This is a genomic window from Clostridium sp. 19966, assembly GCF_032335695.1.
GTDB lineage: Bacteria > Bacillota > Clostridia > Clostridiales > Clostridiaceae > JACTOJ01.
The window spans coordinates 39,249-61,212 of record NZ_JACTOJ010000003.1 but is presented as its reverse complement, the minus strand read 5'-3'; the positions used below and the strand labels follow the sequence as shown (position 1 = coordinate 61,212).

23 protein-coding genes and 6 tRNA genes are annotated in these 21,964 nt (G+C 32.2%); 1 reads left to right on the top strand and 28 read right to left on the bottom strand.

All coding sequences use genetic code 11. From position 1 onward, the window contains the following. Window positions 1-302: 302 nt before the first annotated feature. From IAI10_RS03760 to IAI10_RS03745, 4 genes are read right to left on the bottom strand one after another with little or no spacing between them, the layout of a single operon-like run. Entirely contained in the window at window positions 303-875 is a 573-nt protein-coding gene (locus tag IAI10_RS03760; RefSeq protein WP_396334337.1) for a tyrosine-type recombinase/integrase, read from the bottom strand. Beyond that, the gene (locus tag IAI10_RS03755; RefSeq protein WP_315671954.1) at window positions 820-1,110 is read right to left on the bottom strand and encodes a hypothetical protein; all 291 of its coding nucleotides are present in this window, start codon (window positions 1,108-1,110) and stop codon (window positions 820-822) included. The genes IAI10_RS03760 and IAI10_RS03755 overlap by 56 nt, the downstream gene beginning before the upstream one ends. Further along, the gene (locus IAI10_RS03750) at window positions 1,094-1,711 is read right to left on the bottom strand and encodes a hypothetical protein (protein WP_315671953.1); all 618 of its coding nucleotides are present in this window, start codon (window positions 1,709-1,711) and stop codon (window positions 1,094-1,096) included. The genes IAI10_RS03755 and IAI10_RS03750 overlap by 17 nt, the downstream gene beginning before the upstream one ends. A 31-nt stretch (window positions 1,712-1,742) precedes the next feature. After that, window positions 1,743-1,979, bottom strand: coding sequence for a hypothetical protein (locus IAI10_RS03745; protein ID WP_315671952.1), 237 nt, complete (start codon window positions 1,977-1,979; stop codon window positions 1,743-1,745). Between the two features lie 150 nt (window positions 1,980-2,129). Here IAI10_RS03745 and IAI10_RS03740 point away from each other — a divergent pair, with 150 nt between their 5' ends. Next, a complete protein-coding gene (locus IAI10_RS03740) occupies window positions 2,130-2,951 on the top strand; it encodes a helix-turn-helix transcriptional regulator (protein ID WP_315671951.1) in 822 nt (273 codons plus the stop codon). A 41-nt stretch (window positions 2,952-2,992) separates the two neighbouring features. Here the strand turns inward: IAI10_RS03740 and IAI10_RS03735 are convergent, their stop codons facing one another. The 24 genes from IAI10_RS03735 to mazG form a co-directional block, all read right to left on the bottom strand. Beyond that, window positions 2,993-4,156: a DUF262 domain-containing protein gene (locus IAI10_RS03735; RefSeq protein ID WP_315671950.1), complete on the bottom strand. Its 1,164-nt coding sequence runs from the start codon at window positions 4,154-4,156 to the stop codon at window positions 2,993-2,995. Continuing rightward, a complete protein-coding gene (locus IAI10_RS03730; protein WP_315671949.1) occupies window positions 4,156-5,271 on the bottom strand; it encodes an adenine-specific methyltransferase EcoRI family protein in 1,116 nt (371 codons plus the stop codon). The genes IAI10_RS03735 and IAI10_RS03730 overlap by 1 nt, the downstream gene beginning before the upstream one ends. Further along, entirely contained in the window at window positions 5,264-5,425 is a 162-nt protein-coding gene (locus IAI10_RS03725; protein ID WP_315671948.1) for a DNA-binding protein, read from the bottom strand. The genes IAI10_RS03730 and IAI10_RS03725 overlap by 8 nt, the downstream gene beginning before the upstream one ends. Window positions 5,426-5,666: 241 nt before the next feature. Next, window positions 5,667-7,178, bottom strand: coding sequence for a lysine--tRNA ligase (lysS, locus tag IAI10_RS03720; protein ID WP_315671947.1), 1,512 nt, complete (start codon window positions 7,176-7,178; stop codon window positions 5,667-5,669). Between the two features lie 25 nt (window positions 7,179-7,203). Then, on the bottom strand, window positions 7,204-7,686 hold the full coding sequence (gene greA, locus IAI10_RS03715; protein ID WP_315671946.1) for a transcription elongation factor GreA: 483 nt from the start codon (window positions 7,684-7,686) through the stop codon (window positions 7,204-7,206). Window positions 7,687-7,991: 305 nt separating this feature from the next. Further along, entirely contained in the window at window positions 7,992-8,960 is a 969-nt protein-coding gene (dusB, locus tag IAI10_RS03710) for a tRNA dihydrouridine synthase DusB (RefSeq protein ID WP_315671945.1), read from the bottom strand. A gap of 8 nt (window positions 8,961-8,968) precedes the next feature. Beyond that, window positions 8,969-9,748: a type III pantothenate kinase gene (locus IAI10_RS03705; protein ID WP_315672197.1), complete on the bottom strand. Its 780-nt coding sequence runs from the start codon at window positions 9,746-9,748 to the stop codon at window positions 8,969-8,971. A gap of 265 nt (window positions 9,749-10,013) precedes the next feature. Further along, entirely contained in the window at window positions 10,014-11,822 is a 1,809-nt protein-coding gene (gene ftsH, locus IAI10_RS03700; protein WP_315671944.1) for an ATP-dependent zinc metalloprotease FtsH, read from the bottom strand. Between the two features lie 169 nt (window positions 11,823-11,991). After that, the gene (hpt, locus tag IAI10_RS03695; protein ID WP_315671943.1) at window positions 11,992-12,528 is read right to left on the bottom strand and encodes a hypoxanthine phosphoribosyltransferase; all 537 of its coding nucleotides are present in this window, start codon (window positions 12,526-12,528) and stop codon (window positions 11,992-11,994) included. Next, window positions 12,521-13,945, bottom strand: coding sequence for a tRNA lysidine(34) synthetase TilS (gene tilS / locus IAI10_RS03690; protein ID WP_315671942.1), 1,425 nt, complete (start codon window positions 13,943-13,945; stop codon window positions 12,521-12,523). Before tilS ends, hpt begins: the two co-directional genes overlap by 8 nt. Window positions 13,946-14,130: 185 nt before the next feature. Further along, complete coding sequence (spoIIE, locus tag IAI10_RS03685; protein ID WP_315671941.1) at window positions 14,131-16,500, bottom strand: stage II sporulation protein E; 2,370 nt, start codon at window positions 16,498-16,500, stop codon at window positions 14,131-14,133. A gap of 540 nt (window positions 16,501-17,040) precedes the next feature. Further along, window positions 17,041-17,117 (bottom strand) — tRNA-Met (locus tag IAI10_RS03680). Between the two features lie 5 nt (window positions 17,118-17,122). Then, window positions 17,123-17,198 (bottom strand) — tRNA-Met (locus IAI10_RS03675). Window positions 17,199-17,206: 8 nt separating this feature from the next. Beyond that, a tRNA-Leu gene (locus IAI10_RS03670) sits at window positions 17,207-17,292 on the bottom strand. Window positions 17,293-17,317: 25 nt separating this feature from the next. Next, window positions 17,318-17,394, bottom strand: a tRNA-Met gene (locus IAI10_RS03665). A 4-nt stretch (window positions 17,395-17,398) separates the two neighbouring features. Further along, a tRNA-Met gene (locus tag IAI10_RS03660) sits at window positions 17,399-17,474 on the bottom strand. A gap of 7 nt (window positions 17,475-17,481) precedes the next feature. Further along, window positions 17,482-17,567, bottom strand: a tRNA-Leu gene (locus IAI10_RS03655). A gap of 314 nt (window positions 17,568-17,881) precedes the next feature. After that, window positions 17,882-18,286 carry a S1 domain-containing RNA-binding protein gene (locus IAI10_RS03650; RefSeq protein WP_315671940.1) on the bottom strand — a complete coding sequence of 135 codons (405 nt, stop codon included), beginning with the start codon at window positions 18,284-18,286 and terminating at the stop codon, window positions 17,882-17,884. A gap of 57 nt (window positions 18,287-18,343) precedes the next feature. Beyond that, the gene (locus IAI10_RS03645) at window positions 18,344-18,631 is read right to left on the bottom strand and encodes a septum formation initiator family protein (protein WP_315671939.1); all 288 of its coding nucleotides are present in this window, start codon (window positions 18,629-18,631) and stop codon (window positions 18,344-18,346) included. A 91-nt stretch (window positions 18,632-18,722) separates the two neighbouring features. Continuing rightward, window positions 18,723-19,115 carry a spore cortex biosynthesis protein YabQ gene (gene yabQ / locus IAI10_RS03640; RefSeq protein ID WP_315671938.1) on the bottom strand — a complete coding sequence of 131 codons (393 nt, stop codon included), beginning with the start codon at window positions 19,113-19,115 and terminating at the stop codon, window positions 18,723-18,725. A gap of 9 nt (window positions 19,116-19,124) precedes the next feature. Then, window positions 19,125-19,418, bottom strand: a complete 294-nt coding sequence (gene yabP, locus IAI10_RS03635) for a sporulation protein YabP (RefSeq protein WP_315671937.1) — start codon at window positions 19,416-19,418, stop codon at window positions 19,125-19,127. A 60-nt stretch (window positions 19,419-19,478) separates the two neighbouring features. After that, window positions 19,479-19,742, bottom strand: a complete 264-nt coding sequence (locus IAI10_RS03630; protein ID WP_315671936.1) for an RNA-binding S4 domain-containing protein — start codon at window positions 19,740-19,742, stop codon at window positions 19,479-19,481. Between the two features lie 109 nt (window positions 19,743-19,851). After that, on the bottom strand, window positions 19,852-20,127 hold the full coding sequence (locus IAI10_RS03625) for an HU family DNA-binding protein (protein WP_315671935.1): 276 nt from the start codon (window positions 20,125-20,127) through the stop codon (window positions 19,852-19,854). A gap of 447 nt (window positions 20,128-20,574) precedes the next feature. Next, the gene (gene mazG / locus IAI10_RS03620) at window positions 20,575-21,951 is read right to left on the bottom strand and encodes a nucleoside triphosphate pyrophosphohydrolase (protein ID WP_315671934.1); all 1,377 of its coding nucleotides are present in this window, start codon (window positions 21,949-21,951) and stop codon (window positions 20,575-20,577) included. Window positions 21,952-21,964 lie beyond the last annotated feature (13 nt).

Below are 21,964 nucleotides of genomic sequence, written 5' to 3'. Positions count from 1 at the left end.
GATGATTATTATAAATCATTTCAGCTGATAGCTATCGTGCGTAAAGAATTTATGATGAGGGTTAATATAAAGAAAGAGTATCTAGAGTGATAAAACACTAAAGATACTCTTTTTAGATATCATAGTAAAACTAAATATAAGGTTATGCTAGAGGCTTCATAGTTGGGAAATCCTACCGACTTTTTTATAACTCTTTAAATCTCTATATACCCCTATTTAAGAGTATTCATTTTTCAGTCCATTTTACAACTCTACATAATTCTTTATAAATGGTCGTAATTCTGTCGTAAAGCGGTCGTAACCTATATTATCCCAGATTGAGCTTTCTTCTGTGTATTAAAATAATCCTCAAAACCAATCAATTCTGCACGTTTTAAATCCTTTGTAGCTTCTGCATATATATCCATTGTTGTTTCAGCGTCCGCATGACCTAATATATCCTGCATAGCCTTAACATTAACACCGGCTTCACACATTCTTGTAGTAAACGTATGTCTCAATGAATGATTACTAAATCGAGGAAGTGTTACTGTATCATTATTTTTTTCTTTATCCAACACCTCATAATTGCAATCACGAATAATCCTTCTTAATGCCTTGTTGAGCGTTCCTTGATGCTGTACACCTCCAAAACGATTGACGAAAATAAAATCTGTATACCCATCCACAACTGCATTACATTTTAATCCACATTCTTCTTGATACTTCTTTTCTAAAAGAAATGCTTCTTTTACTTTTGGCAACATAGGGATTATTCTTTTTCCGGCTTCTGTTTTTGGTGTATTGACTGCGAATGAACATCCTTCCTCTTTCCCTCTACTATAATAAACAACTGTTATAAGGATAATATCGAGGACACTCACGCAAATATGCAAACTGGTCATCCTGCTTGAAGTCTGCAAAATATACAACTCCATCCGAATTACATGCATTACTGATTTTTGCAAATATGATATTTGTAGCATAACTCTTTCCGCTTCCGGACATACCGCACAATAAAGCGTGACTGTTACTCTTTACAGAAATATCCGTAATAATCGGCTGCTTCACACCATAGCCATACCATTTATCATAATCATATCCGAGAACCAAATCAGAGTTCATCGTCATATAAATTACTCCTTGGTACTGTTTTTCTTCCTTGTGCTGTAATCATCACAATTCGTTTTCCATCTGATTTACCGCCATATCGAAGTTTTTCGACAAAATGAATATTCATAGCATCTGCAATATCTTCCTGTCTTTCAATCCATGCTTTCATGGGAATATCAGAATAAAACTCACGCATTGTCACATTGCCCTTTATACGCTTCTTATTCATTAAAATAGGGCATCCGTTACGAAGTTCCTGTGTATTAAATGCAACATACAATTTTGCTTCATCTTTTCTTGCTGTTAGTTCTCCGATAGCATCAATCACCGTAAATATACAGATTATAGGTATCAATATTGCTATTATCATAATGGTATATCTGTAAATCGGTAAAAGAATCTGTGGAACATCAAATAGTGAGAAAGCTATATCCTTTTTCATCCATAGGGATACTGTTCCCACAATAATTGGAATAAAGCACAAATCGAGCAAAGGTTTATGAATCATCTGTAATATGCCTAAGCGTAATCTCAAATATTGATGTTTTCTGTTTTTTCTCTGCTGAATATAATTAGCATTACTCATATATATCCTTTCCTGCTGAAACACCAAGGGCAAATATTCCCTCCCTTGGTGATAGCATTGGTTATTAGTTTGCTTTACTGATGCTTTCTATTTTTCCTTTGAAATTAAATGCGATTTCTACTGTATCATTGATTTTTGTATCTTTAGGCAATTCAATTCCATTTTTGAGGAATATTTTCTCAGCACGTAATCCAGTTACATTTTCATCTTTAAACGCAATATAAATATTCGTTCCTTTAATTTCTTCACCATTATTATTGGTAAATTGAATAGGCTGAACCCCGATAATTTGACTTTTCAATATTGTTTCTCCTTTCCGTCAGTATGTCATGAGCATCTGACAATGTAATTCAAGCGAGCTCCTCTTGATGTTTTTAATTATATACTTTATAATGTGATTAATCGAACACATGCGAACTCATTTTCAATATTTATAAAGGAGTAATTGTGAATGAAATATGACAAATTTGTATTATGCAAAAGGATAAAAGAAATTAGATTAAATAGAAGGAAACTATATCAGGATAATTCCGACAAATATGAAAAGTATTTTTGTTGTACCACTCAAGAAAATTTTGCTGATTCACTACATATTGATAGAAGAACAATAATCAAATGGGAAAAAGGAGAAAGCATCCCACCATTAGATAAGCTTTTAGATATATGTAATTTAGTAGATTGTAATATTGAGTATTTGCTTGGTGCTGATGATATGTCAGAAATCAGTCCTATTGCCATAGCATCGCATTATTCAAAAATATCATCTGAGATTATTCGTTATGGTTTAGAAAATCCTGATTACTTGGATTGTCTCAATTTTTTCATGCATCCCGATAATTGTTCGGAATTATTCAACAAATTTACCTTGTCAGCATGGAAAGAATTTAACGCAAATCAAAGTTTAAAAGAATTAAAAGAACCATTAACAAGTACTGTGATAGATGCATTTAGCAAATTCAGTGCGTTTACACCAATCAACGAATATAAAAAAGAAACATATAAAAAGTTCCTTTTATCCGAATTGCCAGAAAGCAAAATTTCTTTTTCTTCAAAGAACGTCAAGAACAAAATTAGTATTAAAGCTTGTTTAATTCTTGGACGTTATAACGAGTTATCGTTATCATCTGAAAGTGACCATCAATATGAGGATTTCATCAACTATTTAATCGAATATACCTATGAACCTCTTATGAATAAAGCTGTTCTTGAGATACAGCAGAGCAGACTAGCAAGTGCTTTTATTTCATTATTTTCAGATTATCTTTCAAAATAAAAAAGAAGCGCTCATTCTATAATGAACGCTTCCACTACATTTTACTTGTTTCCTTTAGCACGATTATGTGTTTTGCAGAGCATCGTACAATTTGAAATGTCGGTTGCACCGCCGTTACTCCATGCTGTAACGTGGTCAGCGTCCATTTCTGCTAATTTGTATATTCTTGCTTTATTACTGTCATTGCCCAAAGCACATAATGGACAGTTTGATTTTCCACAGTCCTGAGCATCTTTTGTTTGCTTCGCATATACTGTTTTCTTTGTAACATCATCGAAAATTCTTACATCAAGATTCTTCGTATCTACACATCCACCTAAAATATATTCATATACGCCTTTTCTATTCTTAACGTAAAAGTCTGAATACAATTTATGAAGTTTATTATGTACATCCTGCTGATTATATGAGTTTGAATGAAATCTCTCATATAATCCGCCCCATGGAAGTCCTCGCATTTCGCTTTCAACATCTGTAAATACGCTAGATATCCAATCAATAACGGAAGTAAAGTAAGCTTTTAATTCATTGATATTATCATCAAATCTATGTCTGCTCATGTAATCATCAATATTGCCCTTAGAAACCCAGTCAAGGGCTGTCCTAAGATAATCCTGACGTTTAACATCACCACTTATATAAGCACTCCATTTTTGAATGTTAGCATTTTGGGAATTACTAAATTCCTCCTTTGCCTTTGTAACAAAAGGACCAGAATGAATTGCGTTTGATAACTCTTGTTCATTCAGCGGAACACCTGCAATATTAATCGTTCTAAACCATTCTTTTATTTCGGATTCTGAACCCTGACATTCATAGATAGTAAGTTTCGCGTCCATGATTTTCTTTTTCAAATCTTCTGCAAGACCGCTAAAATAATGTGGAACACCATCTGAACCAACTATTGCAAATTTTCCAGTCACAAAACGCCCAAAACTTGTTATACGTTGCTGTCCGTCAAGAACCTCAAATTTATCATCAGCCACTTTAACAAAATAAATCAGTCCGAGAGGATAACCTTTCAGAAGAGAATCAATAACAGCAACATCTTTCTTTCCGTCAGCATAAATATAATTTCTTTGATACTCAGGCTGAATTATAAGTTTTCCAGATAAACCAAATAAGCCCTTCCCTTCATATTCGTTATATACAAATCCCTGACAAATATCTGATACTGTAATTTCTGTTTTAAGCTCTGTGTTCATCACTGTACCTTCTTTCGGATAAAAATTCTCTTATAAACATTTTCTCCATTAATACAAACATTGTAACTATCATTTGGTTTATGCCATGGTTCACCAGGGTCACCATAAGAGTATGAACATCCCAGTATCTCAAATTGTTCAGGATTATACTTATCCAAAAATGTAATTGGTACTCCCATCATTCCTTCATAGTCTGAAGGAATTGCATCTGTATAAGGGACATCTATTGCATCGTAATAATCATATTTCTGATAACCATTTTCTTTCACTTGCTTATGACGACTAAATTTAAGATTATCTGCCATTGTCATAAGCGATGAAGGTTGATGTCTCCTTCCATGTTCAATATTTGTAAGCCACAAGCAATTATTTGTTGCGACAATGCGCTTTCCATTTTCCATTCGAGCTTCTGTACCGTATAACTCATATTTTTCTGGGACAATAAAGCCAGAAATCCATCTTCCCATCCCATTACCAAGCCATGCTTTATTATCCTTGATTAATGGAAAAACCTCTTTATAAGTTATACAATTTATATTACCTATCATCATAAAGTTTTTTTCAGCTTCAACCACCCAAGCTAAAAATTCTCTAAATAAACTAAAAGGCGGATTTGTAATAATAATATCAGCTTCATCTCTTAATGCCTTTACTTCATCCGAGCGAAAATCTCCATCTCCCTCAAGATATGACCACTCCAAATCATCTAAATCAACTTTGCCAGAGCTATTTTTATCTCTTTCTAACACAAATATCTTTCCCTTTGACGCTGTGATGTTTTCATCATATTGAGGACTACTTTTCTCGTAAACCGTCAGAAAATCTTCTATGGAAAATTGATAATTCTCTGGCATTGACTTGTTTTTGCTATCAGTCGCAAATGATGTGCTTATCAGTTTCTTTATTCCAAACTTTTCAAAGTTTTGAGCAAAAAACCTTGTAAAGTTCGACCATTCTGGGTCATCACAAGGAAGCAAAACTACTTTATCCCTAAAGGTATCTGCATTATATTCAAGATATGCATTCATTTCCTTTTGTATATCCTCAAACTGAGTATAAAACTCATCGTTCTTACCACTTTTAGCCAGAGACAATGTATCATTTTTTTTAGGCATTATCTTTCACTCTCCTGTCTAATTTTCTTCCAAGCTTTTTTTCAATAGGTTTCGGTGCATTATCTGGAATAAGCCAAATACTACCCTTAGCTATTGCTCCATCAACGCGTCCTTCTCTGCACAGCGTTGTTTCACGCTTGCTTGAATACTCCATTTTTATGCAATTTCCTTAGTCGTTAACAGCTTTATAAGTTGTCATCCATTGACCTTTTAATTATATTCTTTCTGGGTACTAAATTCAACAATTTCCCACTTGTGTTAATCATAATGCATAAAAAAACAGAGTAAAGTTTAACCCTTACTCTGACTATTGAACGTGTTCTCTTTTCTTTGGTCGTAAATCGGTCGTAAATTTTACATTTCAACCGATAAAACCATTAATTTTACTAGACTTATTACTGTTGAGGCTTCATTGTTGGGAATAATATTACGTCCCTTATGGAATAAGCATCTGTTAAGAACATTACTATACGATCTATACCTATTCCAAGACCGCCTGTTGGAGGCATTCCTGTCTCTAAAGCGCTCATAAATTCTTCATCTATTTCATAAGCTTCGTCATCACCAAGCTCTCTTTCCTTAGCCTGCTGCATAAATCTTTCTCTCTGAACAATTGGATCATTAAGCTCTGAGTAAGCATTACATATTTCTCTTCCATATATGAAGCCTTCAAACCTCTCAGTGAATTCATCATTTCCCCTCTTTTTCTTAGTAAGAGGTGATATTTCAACTGGATAATCCATTATGAAAGTAGGCTGTATTAGCTTGGCTTCAGCATATTCTTCAAATAAGCTATTCAATACATCTGCCTTTGTACAATCCTTCAATTCTTTTTTGAATTCAAGATGCTTTTCCTTAGCAATAGCACGTGCATCCTCGTCAGTTTTTACTTCATTGAAGTCAATTCCTGCGTATTCCTTTACTGCATCTACCATAGTGATTCTTCTCCATGGAGGAGTTAAATCTATTTCAGTACCCTGGTAGTTAACTTTCATAGTTCCATTTACCTTCTGCGATACAGTGGATATTAAATTTTCTGTAAGCTCCATCATATCGTTATAGTCCGCATAAGCTTCATATAACTCTATAGTTGTGAATTCTGGATTATGCTTTATATCCATACCTTCATTTCTGAAGATTCTTCCCATATCGTAAACTTTTTCAAGGCCACCCACTATACATCTCTTAAGATGAAGTTCTGTAGCTATTCTAAGATACATATCTATGTCAAGAGTATTGTGATGAGTAATAAATGGTCTTGCTGCTGCACCACCAGCTATAGATGATAGTATAGGAGTCTCTATCTCTAAATATCCTCTATTGTCAAGAAATTCTCTTATTCCTTTTATTATTTTAGCTCTCTTGATGAATGTTTCTTTAACTTCAGGATTGGTTATAAGATCAACTTCTCTTTGTCTATATCTTAAGTCGGGATCCTTAAGTCCATGCCATTTTTCTGGCAGTGGCTTCAAAGATTTTGATATAAGCTGAAAATCCTTTATATGGATTGATATTTCCCCAGTCTTAGTCTTAAAGACCATTCCTGTTATGCTTACCCAATCGCCTAAATCAAATGTTTTATATTCCTTTAGCTTTTCTTCCCCAACATCATCTATCTTTATGTAAAGTTGAAGTTTTCCTTCTCTATCATGTATATCAGAGAATCCAGCTTTACCGTGCACTCTTTTAGACATAAGTCTTCCAGCCACTGTAACATCTTTTCCCTCAAGTTCATCGTAATTATCTTTAACTTCCGTTGAGGTGTGAGTCCTCTCTACTTTATATACATCAAACGGATCTTTTCCAGCTGCCTGAAGTTCTGCAAGCTTTTGTCTTCTTTGTCTTATAAGCTCATTAAAAGCCTGTTCCTCTTCAACTATGTTAATATTATTCTCATCCTTTGACATCAAAATATACCTCCAAATATTTAAATTAAACTCTCCTTATACCAAGTATCTCAAATTTGTTTGTTCCGCCTGGTACAATTACTTCCAATACATCTCCAACTTTTTTACCTACAAGCGCATTTCCAACTGGTGATTCATTAGATATTTTATAGCTCATTGGATCTGCTTCTGCAGAACCTACGATTGAATATTCAACCTCTTCATCAAACTCATAATCTTTTACTTTAACTATAGAACCAACACTAACAATATCAGTTGGTATTTCACTCTCATCTACTATAGTAGCATTTTTAAGCATATTTTCAAGCTGAAGTATTCTACCTTCTGTAAAAGCCTGATCATTTTTAGCTTCATCATATTCAGAGTTTTCGCTTAAGTCTCCATATCCAAGTGCAACCTTTATTTTCTCAGTAATTTCTTTTCTTTTTACTGTTTTTAAGTATTCTAATTCATCCTCCAGTTTTTTAACCCCTTCATAAGTCATCACATATTTTTTTGTATCACTCATATTTTTCTCCCCTTCATTAATTCAGTAAATTTTTAGATTATTGTGTTAAAAATGCTGTAACTTTAAAATTTATATACACACAAAGTTATATTTTATAAAAACTTATGCTATTTAAATTTAAATATGCAAGTTACTCATCTTTATTCTATCAACTGTAATCATTTAGGTTATTATAAAACAGGCATTTAGCATTGTCAATATTTATACATTCACATATTGGCTTCTTTTTATTCACTAATAATATTCAATATTTAATTAATAAATAACAAAAATTTCAGTTTTCAAAATAAGAACTTTATATTTTTCTACTTTGTTAACATTTTCTTATAAGCTTCTAATGTGTCAAGCACCTTCTGGCTGTCTGTTTCTAGATTAATATTATTTTTAAGTTCTGTGCAATTAGGAAGTCCTTTTATGTACCAAGCTATTTGCTTTCTCATTTCTCTAACAGCTCTATATTCTCCATGATACTTAATAGCTAATCTATACTGTCTCATGCACATATCAATTACTTCATCCTGTTCAGGCTCTTTAATATCTTCTCCTTTAAGTGCACTATTTATCTGTCTAAATATCCAAGGATTTCCCAAGCTGCCTCTGCCAATCATTAGCCCGTCACAACTGCTATTTTGTAATCTTTCCTTTGCATCTTGCCAGGATTTTATGTCTCCATTGCCGATTACCGGAATATTCACAGCTGCTTTTACTTTAGAAATAGCATCCCAATCTGCATTTCCTTCATAAAATTGTTCCCTTGTTCTTCCATGTACGGTAACAGCATCTACCCCTGCTTCCTCTAACCTTTGAGCAAATTCTATGGCTGTTACTTCTTCACGAGAAAAACCTTTCCTAAACTTTACAGTTATAGGTTTTGAAGAAGCTTTTTTCATTTCTTTAACAATACTTGCAGCTAACTCAGGATTTTTCATAAGAGCACTGCCTTCACCATTTTTTACTATTTTGGGAGCTGGACATCCCATGTTAACATCAATAATACATATATCTTTATTATCATTAAATGTTTCTGTTACTTTTGCCATAATATATGGATCATTTCCGAATATTTGAAGAGCTATAGGTTTTTCTTCTTCTGAAACCTGCAGCATACTCTCTGTGTTTTGACTTCCGTAATATAAGGCTCTAGCGCTCACCATTTCAGAATACACAAGAGAGCACCCCATCTCTTTACATAATCCTCTAAAAGAAATATCTGTAAATCCAGCCATAGGAGCTAAAAACACATTGTTTTCAAAGGAAAGACTGCCTATTTTCATAAATCTATCTACTCCTTATTCTTATTGTATATTATTCTTAGTCCTTCCAAAGTTAAATATGGATTGACAATGTCTATACATTCAGCCTCATCGGCTATCATTTTAGCATATCCGCCTGTAGCAATTACTATAGGCTCATCATCGCAATATTGTTTCATCTCTTTTTTCATTTTAGAAACTATATAATCAACTTGACCTATATATCCATAAACTACTCCTGCCTGCATGCTGCTTACTGTATTCTTACATATTACACCTGCAGGCTTAACCAATTCAATTCTAGGTAACTTGGCAGCTCTTTGGAATAAAGCTTCAGCAGAAATTTTTATTCCTGGACATATAGTTCCTCCTAAATAATCACCCTGCTTAGTGAGAGCACAGTAGGTAGTTGCAGTACCAAAATCTATTATTATTGCAGACTTTTTATATAATTCATTAACAGCCACCGCATTTACTATTCTATCTGCTCCAACTTCTTTAGGATTATCATATTTTATATTTATACCGGTTTTCACACCTGGTCCAACTACTACAGCCTGCTGATTGAAATATTTTACTATCATTCTTTCTAATGAATACATAGTATTAGGAACAACTGATGATATTATTATTCCTTTTACTTCTTTAATATTAAGATTGTTCATCATAAAAAGCTGAGCTACCATTATTCCGTATTCATCAGCACTTCTTTCAGAATTAGTTGATAATCTCCAATCAGCTATTATTTTATCATCCTTATATACACCTAAAACTATATTAGTATTACCCACATCTATTACCAAAACCAATTTTCTCACCGCCTTAAACAATATAAAAGCAGCTCCAAAAGCTGCTTTTATCCTATTATATGGTTTTAAATTACATCGCCTAACATATATATTATTAACAGTATTATTACTGTACATAAGTTAAGCTAACTATATTAAAAAACCTATACTTCAAATATGATAATTTAATTTTATCAACTTATTTATATTTGTCAAGTTATACTCTAGAATCAAAATAAAAGAAGCTCATTTACAAAAGCTTCTTCTATTTTTATTAACTTATTTTTTATAACACAGAATTGAATATTTCTTCAAATTCCTGTCCTTCTAACTTTTCCTTCTGAAGGAGTGCTTGAGCTACAGCATGTAATTTGCTTATATTTTCTGTAAGCAATGCTTGAGCTTTTTCATAAGCATTATCTATTAATTTCTTTACTTCACTATCCACTCTTGCTGCTACTTCTTCACTGAAGTTTCTATTTCTTCCCAAGTCTCTTCCTAAGAACACTTCATCATGATCTGTACCCAATGATAGTGGCCCAATTTCTTCGCTCATACCATATTCCATAACCATTTTTCTAGCTATATTGGTAGCTCTATCGATGTCATTTTTAGCACCTGTACTTATGTCACCAATAATAAGTTTTTCTGCAACTCTTCCACCCAAAAGTTCTACCATTTCATCTTCAAGTCTAGATTTAGAAGTATATGCTCTATCTTCTTGCGGAAGATGCATAGTATATCCTCCAGCCATACCTCTTGGTATTATGCTTATTTGATGAACAGGATCTGTAGTTGGTAACAGCTTCATTACTACTGCATGCCCTGCTTCATGGTAAGCTGTAAGCTTCTTATCATGTTCACTTACAACTCTGCTCTTCTTTTCTGGACCTGCAATTACTCTAGTAACTGCTTCTTCTAATTCTTCCATACCTATTATATTCTTACTATTTCTAACTGCTAAAAGTGCAGATTCATTCATTAAGTTTTCCAAATCAGCTCCAGTAAAACCTGCTGTTGTCTTAGCTAAAACATCTAGTTTAACTTCGCTGGATAAAGGCTTATTTTTGGAATGAACTTTAAGTATTTCTTCTCTCCCTTTAACATCTGGAGCTCCTACTACTATTTGTCTGTCAAATCTACCTGGTCTTAATAATGCTGGATCAAGTATGTCTGGTCTATTAGTAGCTGCTATCATTATGATACCTTCATTTACTCCAAATCCATCCATCTCAACTAACAACTGATTTAGAGTTTGTTCTCTTTCATCATGTCCGCCGCCGAGACCTGCTCCTCTTTGTCTTCCAACTGCATCTATTTCATCTATAAATACTATACAAGGTGAATGCTTCTTAGCTTGTTCAAACAAGTCTCTAACTCTTGATGCACCAACTCCAACAAACATCTCAACAAAATCAGAACCAGATATACTAAAGAAAGGTACTCCTGCCTCTCCTGACACTGCCTTTGCTAACAATGTTTTTCCTGTTCCTGGAGGTCCAACAAGCAATAATCCCTTAGGAATTCTTGCACCCATGTCAGTGTATTTTTTAGGAGATTTCAAGAAATCTACTATTTCCGCCAATTCAGCTTTCTCCTCATCCGCTCCAGCTACATCGTTAAAAGTTACCTTTTTCTTGTCAGGCGGCGCCATCTTAGCTTTGCTCTTTCCAAAGTTCATGACTCCCCTGCTGCCGCCACCTCCTTGTGACTGCTGCATAAATAAAAACCAGAAAGCAATTATCATTAAAATAAATAATATCGTAGGAAGATATTGAACCCATATAGGTATATTTGTAGGTTTCGTATATTGTTCCTCTATATCTAATTTAGTTGGTTGACTCTCTATAAATTTTGCTAGTCTTTCATATGGAACTACAGTTTCATATGATGTATTATCGCTAAGTCTACCTGTGACAGTCATCCTATCATCAGATATTTGCATTGACTTTATATCACCATTAATATATTTTTGTTCAAACTCATTAAATTTAAGTGAATTGCTGTTACTTCCGCCTTGTGAAAATACAAAAGCAGCTGCAATTACAGTTATTAATACTACAACCCAGGCCGTCGCACTTGATAATTTCTTCATATTTGGCCCCCCTCTCTTTTTGTTACTATAAAATTGTATCATAACAGTTTTTTCTTTACAATATTTATTTATTGCAAATATTCATTGAAATAATTATTACCTCTGCAGGCGTTAACTATCTGCAATTATAATCTATGTATTAAATTAAAAATACCAATCTCTAAATTTATTATTGGTAAATTTCTTCCTTTAATACACCTATGCAAGAAAGATTTCTATATTTTTCTGCATAATCCAACCCATATCCAACTAGAAAATAGTCTGGAACCTCAAAGCCTAGATACTTAGCCTCAATTTCCACTTTTCTTCTGTCTGGCTTATTAAGTAAACTTGCTATTTCTATGGATTCAGGCTTTCTGTCCTTTAAATTTTTTAATAGGTACTTTAAGGTTATTCCTGTATCTATTATGTCTTCAACTATCAGAACATGTTTTCCTTCTATCTGCGAATCCAAGTCTTTTAGTATTCTAACTACACCGGAAGACTTAGTGGAGCTTCCATAGCTAGACACAGCCATAAAATCCATGCTGCATGGAATAGTTATTTCTTTCATTAAATCTGCCATAAACATGACTGATCCTTTTAAAATTCCAACCAAAAGCAAATCTTTTCCTTTGTAATCTTCGCTTATTCTTTCTCCTAATTGTTTTATTTTCTCACTTATAACGTCTTCTTCCAAAAGTATTTCCTTTAAATCATTAATCATTTAGTGTTTCCCCTTCCACCTTCAGTTCAAGTACATTCTTAGTTGTCTTAGATATTATAAAATTATTGCTTACTCTATAACCAACAACCCATGCTATATCATTATCAATGCATATAAGAGGGATATTTTCCCTTTCAGTTTTAGGAATCTTTAAATCAATAAATAAATCCTTAAGTTTTTTACTTCCTGTCATTCCATATGGCGTAAATCTATCACCCTCTTTTCGGTATCTCATTACTATGTTGCTTCTAATTTTATCACAATCAAAATATTTAGTTAAGCTATCTTTACTAAAATTTAGTTTTTCAGAAGAATTTATAACTCTCAAGCTTATATTTAAATTAAATTGCTCAGAATAAAAACTTTTTTCGTATCCTTCTACTAATTCCTCCTTAGAGGCTATCTCCATCATGTTATCATAATGCTTACCTTTACCCTCTTTACCTTTTAAATAAATATGTATCTGACCATATACATTTTCCGCCACTAATCCTCTAGGTAAGTCTACTTTTTTTCCTGTACCTAATTCAAAAAGCTTCATAACATCATAAACATTTATCATTTCTATATCATTAGTTGAACCTATAAGCGACGTTATTGCTTTTCTTATAATTCTTGAGGTTATAGCTTCTTTTTCATTCTTGACACTATTTTTTATTATTATACTATTATTCGCCTTTTCGCATAAGTTATTAAATTTTTTATTAACTTGATCATTAATAAATTCATCATCTACGCTAATTAAATATGAAAACCTATTTAATGTAGAAACTATATCTTTATTAAAATTTTCTTGTATATATGGTATTAGTTCAAGTCTTATTTTATTCCTATTATATATGTTTTCATAATTTGTTTTATCAATTCGTGGTTTTAATTGGTTTTCTTCACAATAGCTCTCTATTTCATTTCTATTTAATATTAATATAGGTCTTATGTATATGCTGTCTCTAACCGGCTTTATTCCATTCATTCCCTCGATACCGCTGCCTCGTATGAGTCTCATGAGAAGAGTTTCTGCTTGATCATTGCTATTATGGGCGATGGCTATTTTCTGAGCACCTATTTTATCTTTTAATTCGTTAAAAAATTCATATCTTGCCTGCCGCCCAGCAGTTTCACTGGAAATATTTTTTTCTTTAACTAATTTATTTATATCAACTCGCTTAGAATAAAAAGCTATATTCCTTTCGGAGCAGAATTCTTTTGCATATTGCTCATCTGCATCAGCTTCTTCCCCTCTTAAGCAGTGATTTAAATGGGCTGCGAATAATTCTATATCATATTTGCCTTTCAATTTATTTAAAATATCTATAAGACATATAGAATCTGGACCTCCAGATAAAGCAACTACCACTTTATCTCCTTGTGCAAGCATAGAATTTTTATCTATAAAGTTTATTACCTTATCAATCAAATTAGAGCACCTCTGTACATTTTTTATATTTAGCTTTTACCATTATATTATAGCAATTAAAGTCATATCAAACAATGCTATGAAGCAATCAAAAAAATATCCAAGTCATAAGAAGCTTTCCTTTTTATATATTGGAAAAAACTTTTACTCCTCGGATATTATATATTCTATTTTTAAGCTCTATTTTAATACAAAGCATAAACTTTTGAAACAATCACTGTCATATCATCTTTTAAAGCTGAACCGCTCACTTCCTTAACTTTACTTATTATATTTTCGCTTATGGTTTTAGGAATATCTTCGCTACTCTTAAGCAGATAATCTTTAATCCAAGCTTCCATATTAAAACTTCCTCCGCATTCTAATATTCCATCGCTTATCATCACTATAACATCTCCTTCCTTTACATTAATTTCTACGGTATCAAAATCCAGTTTATCTAAAACTCCTATTGGAAGAGATTTTGAATTTAATTCATAAATTCTGTTATTGCTTTTTACGTAGGAAGATGCAGCTCCAATTTTAATAAGTTTTAATTCACCGCTATATAAATTAGCTTTTAGCATATCCAGTGTAGAAAATTTTTCTTCCTCGAAAAATTTCATGCTCATTATAGAGTTTATAGCTTCCACTGCGGCATTCTCTGAATATCCTGCCTTTGCAAATTTTTCTACTAAATCCACTAAAGCTTGACTTTCTTCTTTAGCTTCCGGTCCGCTCCCCATACCATCACTGATTACTACCATATATTCTCCATCGTTTAAATTGTTATAAGAATAGCTGTCCCCACAATGTATTTCCCCTGTTTTGCATTCGCTGCAGACATATGAGGTAAAGTGATATTTAGGTGTTTCTATAAAATCTATAACTATATCATCTCCTTGCTTAACACATTTACTTTCATTTATGCTCATGCTTGTCCCAAGGACATCATTTACTGTTTGCAATATATTGACAATAAAGTCTTCATTATATTCAATACTTTTTATGGATATTCTTACATTTTTCCTCTTATGCTTATCAACAAAAGACAGCACACTGCTGTAATCTATACCTTTTTGGTCAAAGGTTTTTCTGATTGCTTTTTCTACCTTAGAATCAAAGATTATATTAAAACTAAAATTATCTACCAAATCATTTATTACCTGGGACATACTACTTAGATGCCCTGACATCACTTGCCTTCCCTCGATAAGTCTTTGTCTCCACATTTCCTTTAATATGTGGTCTTTAACTATCTCATCCGCATTGTTTATAAGCTTAGTTCTCTTTATACATTTCTTCTGTAATTCTTCTGGCATGTTACTATTATTTTCTTCATAGTTATGAATTAAGTCTGCAAAAGCTTTATATGTATATTTAAGTTCTCTATTCCAGCATATAAGTTTCATGCTGCAATTTGAACAAGTTCTTTCTGCCAAATTATCAATTAATGCATTATTCTTTCCATTTAATAAAATTTTATTATTGTCCGCTAAGTTTTTAACTGTAGATGACATATTAGATAACAAATCAGAAAACTCCATTAATTTATTAGACATCATATTTTTTATAGTGTAAGAATAGTCTTCATTAACTTTCTCAGATTTTCTCTCATGATTAAATTCTAACTTTAGTGACTTATATGTTTTTTCTGGTATTGATAAAAAAATCCCAGCTGATATAAATATTTCAATTACATTGCAATATGAACCTATATCAGAATATAGCTTTAATATTATAAAAACGACTATATAGGAAGCAATGCTTATCCACTTACCGCTTTCACTAAAAATTCCTATTATTAATGATATTATTCCATAGAGGCTCATACTAAACAACAAACTTCCGGAGGTAATTCCGACTATAAACCCTATGGTAATTCCTATTGCAGAGCCCACTCCACTTCCATTTATATATGAGCAGATCATAACAAAAGTTATACATATGATATTCATTATTGATACTGACCCAAATTTTACTTCTGAAGTTCCACATAATATCAAGGAAATAGCTATTATCATACTTATTATCTCTTCATTGCTAAATATATGTTTAGTCTTTATTTCTTTTGAACATAAAACAGAATAATCAATAATATAATATAAAGGTAACAGGCATCCAACATCAAGTATAGATTGGAATGCATTCTGATGAGTACTTAGGCCCCTTATAATATGATTAAAAGCTCCATTTTCTAATAAAAAGAATATAAAAAACGCTATTTCCTTTTTTCGTTTACTATATTTATCTGCAAAGCATGTACATAGTAATATTATTCCAATCGATACCATATAAATTGGGGCATTTTCTATTTTATTTATCATTGTGATATATCCTATTATTGATCCGAAACCTGATGCTAATAGTATTATTTCTTCCTTATTTAAAGCCACAGCTAGCACAAAAGCAATACCAAAGGTGGACATATAATTTGCCATAACAACTCTGCTTATAAGAAAAGCAGCTAACAAATAACCCATCACTTCTTTAATATTAAAGTATTCTTCTCTTTTCTTCTTTCCACTGTAGGGTTTTTCTCTCTTGTAAGTATTAAGTTCCATACCATATTGCATAAAAAACACTTCCTCATAAAAAATATTGTAGGTAAGCCAGTAGTAATATAAAATTAAAGGCAAATTTATTATAGCAAATGGTGCTGGAATTATATGTCAATAAATAGGTTCTATTTAATTTTTCATAGGACATTTATTTTGTATTAGTTATAAAAAAATACACAAATTCATATAATATCGAAATATGAATTAACAATATATTGTATATATTATTTTTTGGGTGGTATATGTTGTTTGTGTCCTCTTTAAATTTTGTCGTGAATTTAATTTTTAAGTTCTATTATTAATTCATATTTTTTTTCATGCTTTTAACACTTCTTTATTTTGACACAATTATGATGTTAAATTAAATAAAAGGCTATGTTTGGCAAGAATTCTTATATTATAAGTTTTCTCTTAAAACATAGCCTAATTTTTTATAATTATAAAGATCTGTTTTAAATCAGCCAAAGCCTATATCAACACCGGCTTAAAACACAACTAATTATAGAGTAAATAATTTAATTTTAAAAAAGAAAAAACTCGTAAACACGAGTTTTCTGGTAGCGGAAATAGGACTTGAACCTACGACCCTTCGGGTATGAACCGAATGCTCTAGCCAGCTGAGCTATTCCGCCATTTTTGGTTGCGGGGGCAGGACTTGAACCTACGACCTTCGGGTTATGAGCCCGACGAGCTACCAACTGCTCCACCCCGCGATATTAAGTGCTGAAGACCGGAATCGAACCGGTACGGTGTGTTAGCACCGCAGGATTTTAAGTCCTGTGCGTCTGCCAGTTCCGCCACTCCAGCGTATTCAATTATATGTTTTTTTAAGTGGTAGCGGAAATAGGACTTGAACCTACGACCCTTCGGGTATGAACCGAATGCTCTAGCCAGCTGAGCTATTCCGCCATTTTGGTTGCGGGGGCAGGACTTGAACCTACGACCTTCGGGTTATGAGCCCGACGAGCTACCAACTGCTCCACCCCGCGATATGAGTGCTGAAGACCGGAATCGAACCGGTACGGTGTGTTAGCACCGCAGGATTTTAAGTCCTGTGCGTCTGCCAGTTCCGCCACTCCAGCACATGTTTGCTGTCACTCTTTAGCGACATAGACTATTATATCTGAACATCTCTATATTGTCAACATATTATTTTTATTTTATTTTATTTTTGGTTCTGTCTTAAATCAAGTGTTGATTTTTACAGTGATAGCAGGGTAATCCATGTTTTAAAATGTTGCTATGAGTTTAAAATGAAGAAGCTCTAAACATAATTAGCAGCATTTAAAATGTCCCTTGAGTTTTTTCGAATAAAACTAAAAAAGTGCCAATTGACAAGGAATATATAATTATCATAAACATAATTATATATTCCTTGTATCAGCACTTGATTTCATTAGCCTTTTCTGCTATATCCTCTTCCTTTAGCTTCTTGATGCTTTTTAATATCCTGTTGCCTCTCTTCGCTGTCTTTAAGGAACTTAGACATAATGTCTTCAAAGCCATTTGATGCCATCTTACCTTTTTCACTAGACCAATCTATTTCTGCAGGTTTTACTGTCTTTTTATTAACCATAGCTTGCTTAATTGATAAGCTTATTTTGCCATTGTCATCAACAGAAATAACTTTTACCTTTACCTTATCTTGTTCTTTAAGATGATCCCTGATGTCTTTTACAAATGTATCGGCTACCTCTGAGATGTGAACCAAACCAGTTTTACCTTCTACATCAATAAAAGCACCAAAATTAGTGATGTTAATTACTGTACCTTCAATAATGTTTCCTGCCTTTAAGGTCATATTAGAAAGACTCCTCCTTAAAAATATGATTATATTATAAATTATTTACTAGCTATGTTATTTGCTGCCATCATTCGGCACAATAGGAGTCTCATTTTGCTTCATATATCCTAGTCTTTCCCTTACCTGCTTTTCTGCATACTGTTCAGGATTAGTTTTGGATAAATCCAGCTGAGCCTTCAGCTGCTCCTCTTTTGCCTTAATACTTTGAAGCTGTTCCTTCCCAGAATTAATCTGTTTGCTTATTCTTATATAACTAACTTCTTGTTTGACTAATATAATAACAAAATATACCGTGAGAAACAATATACCAAATGTTTTTAAAGTAATCTTCTTTTTTTTCATAAGATTTATCCTCTTCAAATAATATTTATGTTCTCTAAATATATTTTAAATAGATTCCATAGTTTATTCAAGCTATTTATAATAAATTTTTTTATTTTTTTGAATTTGAATTATATAATAACAATTTAAATGGGTATAATATCATATTTTTCGCTATTCTAATTACCCTAAATGAATTTCTAACAGTTTTAGAATGAAACCTTTTAAAGAATTTGCTGGCGGTTTTAAAATAGATCACTACTCCGATTATTATCCATACATAAACATAAACACTTATTACAGCTGCATGAGTATATAAAAGGAAGATAAATATGATTATAGAAGCAAATATCCAAAATAGTATATCTTCAATAGCTACTATTATATTGGGTATCCTCTCCATTCCTCTTAAAACATTATAGAAATCAAATATAATTCCTGTAATGATTCCTGCTAATAAACTGAATACCACTAATTTTATTTGCATCATTAATGAATATATCAATTTACACCTCTATCTAAAAAGCTTAGAAATTATGCTTTCTTTGTCTTGTTTCTTAACTACACCGCTATATATACAGGAATCAATAGTTCCACTTATCATTACCTCTCCATTTTGTACATCCAGCTTATTCATTTTTAATCCAACCCCTTTAATCGCTAACATTCCCAAACTAGTATTTAATAATATTTTTTCTTCATTAAAGCTTATTACTTCAGCTACTCCTGTTAAAAATAATTTTTTTCTGTTTTCGAGGGTAAGATTACTTTTTTTTTCTTCAACTTTAATTTCTTTTTTTAATTCCAAAATTTATCCCCTCCTACCTATTGCTAATATATGCAGCAGGGAAAAAATATATAACATTTTTTACTCTTCTAAATCTTCTTCCCCTAAAATTATTTCATACATATTTCTAGCATCTTCTTTTCTTACGTGCTCTGAAATCGATGTTATTTTAGCGGTTAATGATTTATTAGCAAATCGTATCTCTATTGTATCCCCTTCCTTTACATCTGTACCAGCTTTTGCTGTTCTCCCGTTTATGGATACTCTTCCTCCCTCACAGGCTTCCTTTGCTACTGTTCTTCTTTTTATTATTCTTGAAACCTTAAGATATTTATCTAACCTCATATAGCAGTATACCTCCCTTACAGCATAATTTTTCTATAATAGCAAAAATCGTTGTTTCTAATTATTGCTAGCCATAAAAATTAAAAGCCCGGAAAATCCGGGCTTTTAATTACTTTGTAACTTTATCTTTAAATTCTTTTCCTGCCTTAAATACCGGAACAACTGTTGCAGGTATCTTTATTGGCTCTTTAGTTCTTGGATTTCTTCCTTCTCTTTCTGCTCTTTCTCTTGTTTCAAAAGTTCCAAATCCAACTAACTGAACTTTTTCACCATTAGCAAGAGCTTCTTGAACACTTTCTATAAATGCCTTTAAAGCTGCTTCTGCATCTTTTTTTGTTAATTTACTTTTTTCAGAAATACTTGAAATTAATTCTGCCTTATTCACTTTTATTTCCTCCTTAAAACATTAGAGTATTAATTAACGGACATACTATGTACATCCCTTGGTATCTATGTAATACCTTACTAATCTCATTCCATATTATATATCTATTTATAGTAGTCGTCTATACTTTTAAACAAAATAACACTATATTAGAGCTATATAAATATGTCTGAGACATTAAGCTATTTCTGTATTATATATTATTCTGCACAAAATTCCAAAATCCTTCTATATTTTATATAATATTTATTATTTTGACTAAATTTATTATAATAAAATATTTTCATATTACTTCAATACTTAAGGATCAATGATAAAATAGTTTAACCTCCTATATAGGACTTAAAGCAAATCAGCTATACGCAGTGCATATAAAGTTAGTGTATAAAATTCAGCTAGCTCTAAACTCACCCAAAAAATTTGTAAAAGAATGTTGTTAGCTATATTCTAGCTATCTTTTCTTTCCTGCTCCATGCTCCTTACTTTCTCTATATACCCTTTAATTGTTTTGTTGAGCGCTTCCTCTGGATTTACTTCTTTATCTCTTGAAATTTTCACAATCAAGAATAATATATTACCTATTTCTTCTAGTATTCTTGACTTATCATTGCCATTATATACATGTTTTAATATTCCAATATTATTATTAATTTTTTCAAAATACTCCTCTTCTCTGTCTTGAGAAGTAATTTTCATAGCTTTTTCTTGAATTTTATAAGCTCTTATTAATGATGGCAAAGTTTTAGCTACATGTTCTATTTGTTCAGTTACTGATTTCATGTTTTTTTCTTTATTTTTTATTTCATCCCACTTTACTAATACTTCTTCACTATTAGCTACTCTAGTATCTCCAAATACATGAGGGTGCCTATTAATCATTTTTTCGCATATAGCGGAAATAACATCGTTTATATTGAAATATCCATCCTCACTGCCTATTTGTGAATGAAATACAACTTGGAATAAAACATCTCCAAGTTCCTCAACTATTTTATCGTAATCATTTTCCTCTATGGCTTCTACAACTTCGTAAGCTTCTTCAACCACATAATTCTTTAAAGACTCATGGGTTTGCTCTCTATCCCAAGGGCAACCATCCTGTGCTCTTAATTTACTCATTATATCCAATAGATCACTAAAATCCTTTTTATCGTCTAATTTCTTCGGTATGTATATGGATGTCAAATGATCTATGTCTTCCTGCCTATCCAGCTCATACAATGGTATCTTTCTTATAGATTCTTCTCCCTTTACTCCAGCTGCTCTTATGAACACAATTTCCGTATCATCACTGTAATATTCCTGAAGCTTTATCTTTACTTCGGATGTTATATATTTATCATGAACCTGAGTTATAATCGTACCTATCCTCTTATCTAAAACCTTCGATTCCATATCAAAAGCATCTATAACCATCAAGCCTTCAATAGGATCAATTTTTAATCTTTCCATAACAACATCTATGAAACTTACAGCTGATTTTATTTCTAGCTCAATATTATTTTTTTTACAAACTTCCATCAATATAAGAACAGATTTTTCTGCTACTAGCGGATGTCCAGGAACACCATATACAATATCCTCGTGTAAAGCATGCTTTTCTATCAAATCATTAGCAATAAAATTATACACTTCATCAAAAGTATCAAATTTATCATACGCATAATCATAGGTTTCAAAATTTATTCCTAACTCTTTTATGTAATCCATTGTAGGATGTCTTTCCGTCCTCATATAAATGTTTCTGCATTCCTTTAAAATTTTCAGAGTACCAACTGTAAGCGAATCAGCTTCCCCTGGACCAAGTCCAATAACTCTTATCATACGCTTCTCCTCT

Coding starts and splice junctions, on each gene's coding strand:
- IAI10_RS03755 (WP_315671954.1), bottom strand. CDS start 1,110: ATGACGATGAACTCTGATTTGGTTCTCGGATATGATTATGATAAATGG.
- IAI10_RS03740 (WP_315671951.1), top strand. CDS start 2,130: ATGAAATATGACAAATTTGTATTATGCAAAAGGATAAAAGAAATTAGA.
- IAI10_RS03735 (WP_315671950.1), bottom strand. CDS start 4,156: ATGAACACAGAGCTTAAAACAGAAATTACAGTATCAGATATTTGTCAG.
- IAI10_RS03730 (WP_315671949.1), bottom strand. CDS start 5,271: ATGCCTAAAAAAAATGATACATTGTCTCTGGCTAAAAGTGGTAAGAAC.
- IAI10_RS03725 (WP_315671948.1), bottom strand. CDS start 5,425: ATGGAGTATTCAAGCAAGCGTGAAACAACGCTGTGCAGAGAAGGACGC.
- lysS (WP_315671947.1), bottom strand. CDS start 7,178: ATGTCAAAGGATGAGAATAATATTAACATAGTTGAAGAGGAACAGGCT.
- greA (WP_315671946.1), bottom strand. CDS start 7,686: ATGAGTGATACAAAAAAATATGTGATGACTTATGAAGGGGTTAAAAAA.
- dusB (WP_315671945.1), bottom strand. CDS start 8,960: ATGAAAATAGGCAGTCTTTCCTTTGAAAACAATGTGTTTTTAGCTCCT.
- ftsH (WP_315671944.1), bottom strand. CDS start 11,822: ATGAAGAAATTATCAAGTGCGACGGCCTGGGTTGTAGTATTAATAACT.
- hpt (WP_315671943.1), bottom strand. CDS start 12,528: ATGATTAATGATTTAAAGGAAATACTTTTGGAAGAAGACGTTATAAGT.
- spoIIE (WP_315671941.1), bottom strand. CDS start 16,500: ATGCAATATGGTATGGAACTTAATACTTACAAGAGAGAAAAACCCTAC.
- IAI10_RS03650 (WP_315671940.1), bottom strand. CDS start 18,286: ATGACCTTAAAGGCAGGAAACATTATTGAAGGTACAGTAATTAACATC.
- IAI10_RS03645 (WP_315671939.1), bottom strand. CDS start 18,631: ATGAAAAAAAAGAAGATTACTTTAAAAACATTTGGTATATTGTTTCTC.
- IAI10_RS03630 (WP_315671936.1), bottom strand. CDS start 19,742: ATGAGGTTAGATAAATATCTTAAGGTTTCAAGAATAATAAAAAGAAGA.
- mazG (WP_315671934.1), bottom strand. CDS start 21,951: ATGATAAGAGTTATTGGACTTGGTCCAGGGGAAGCTGATTCGCTTACA.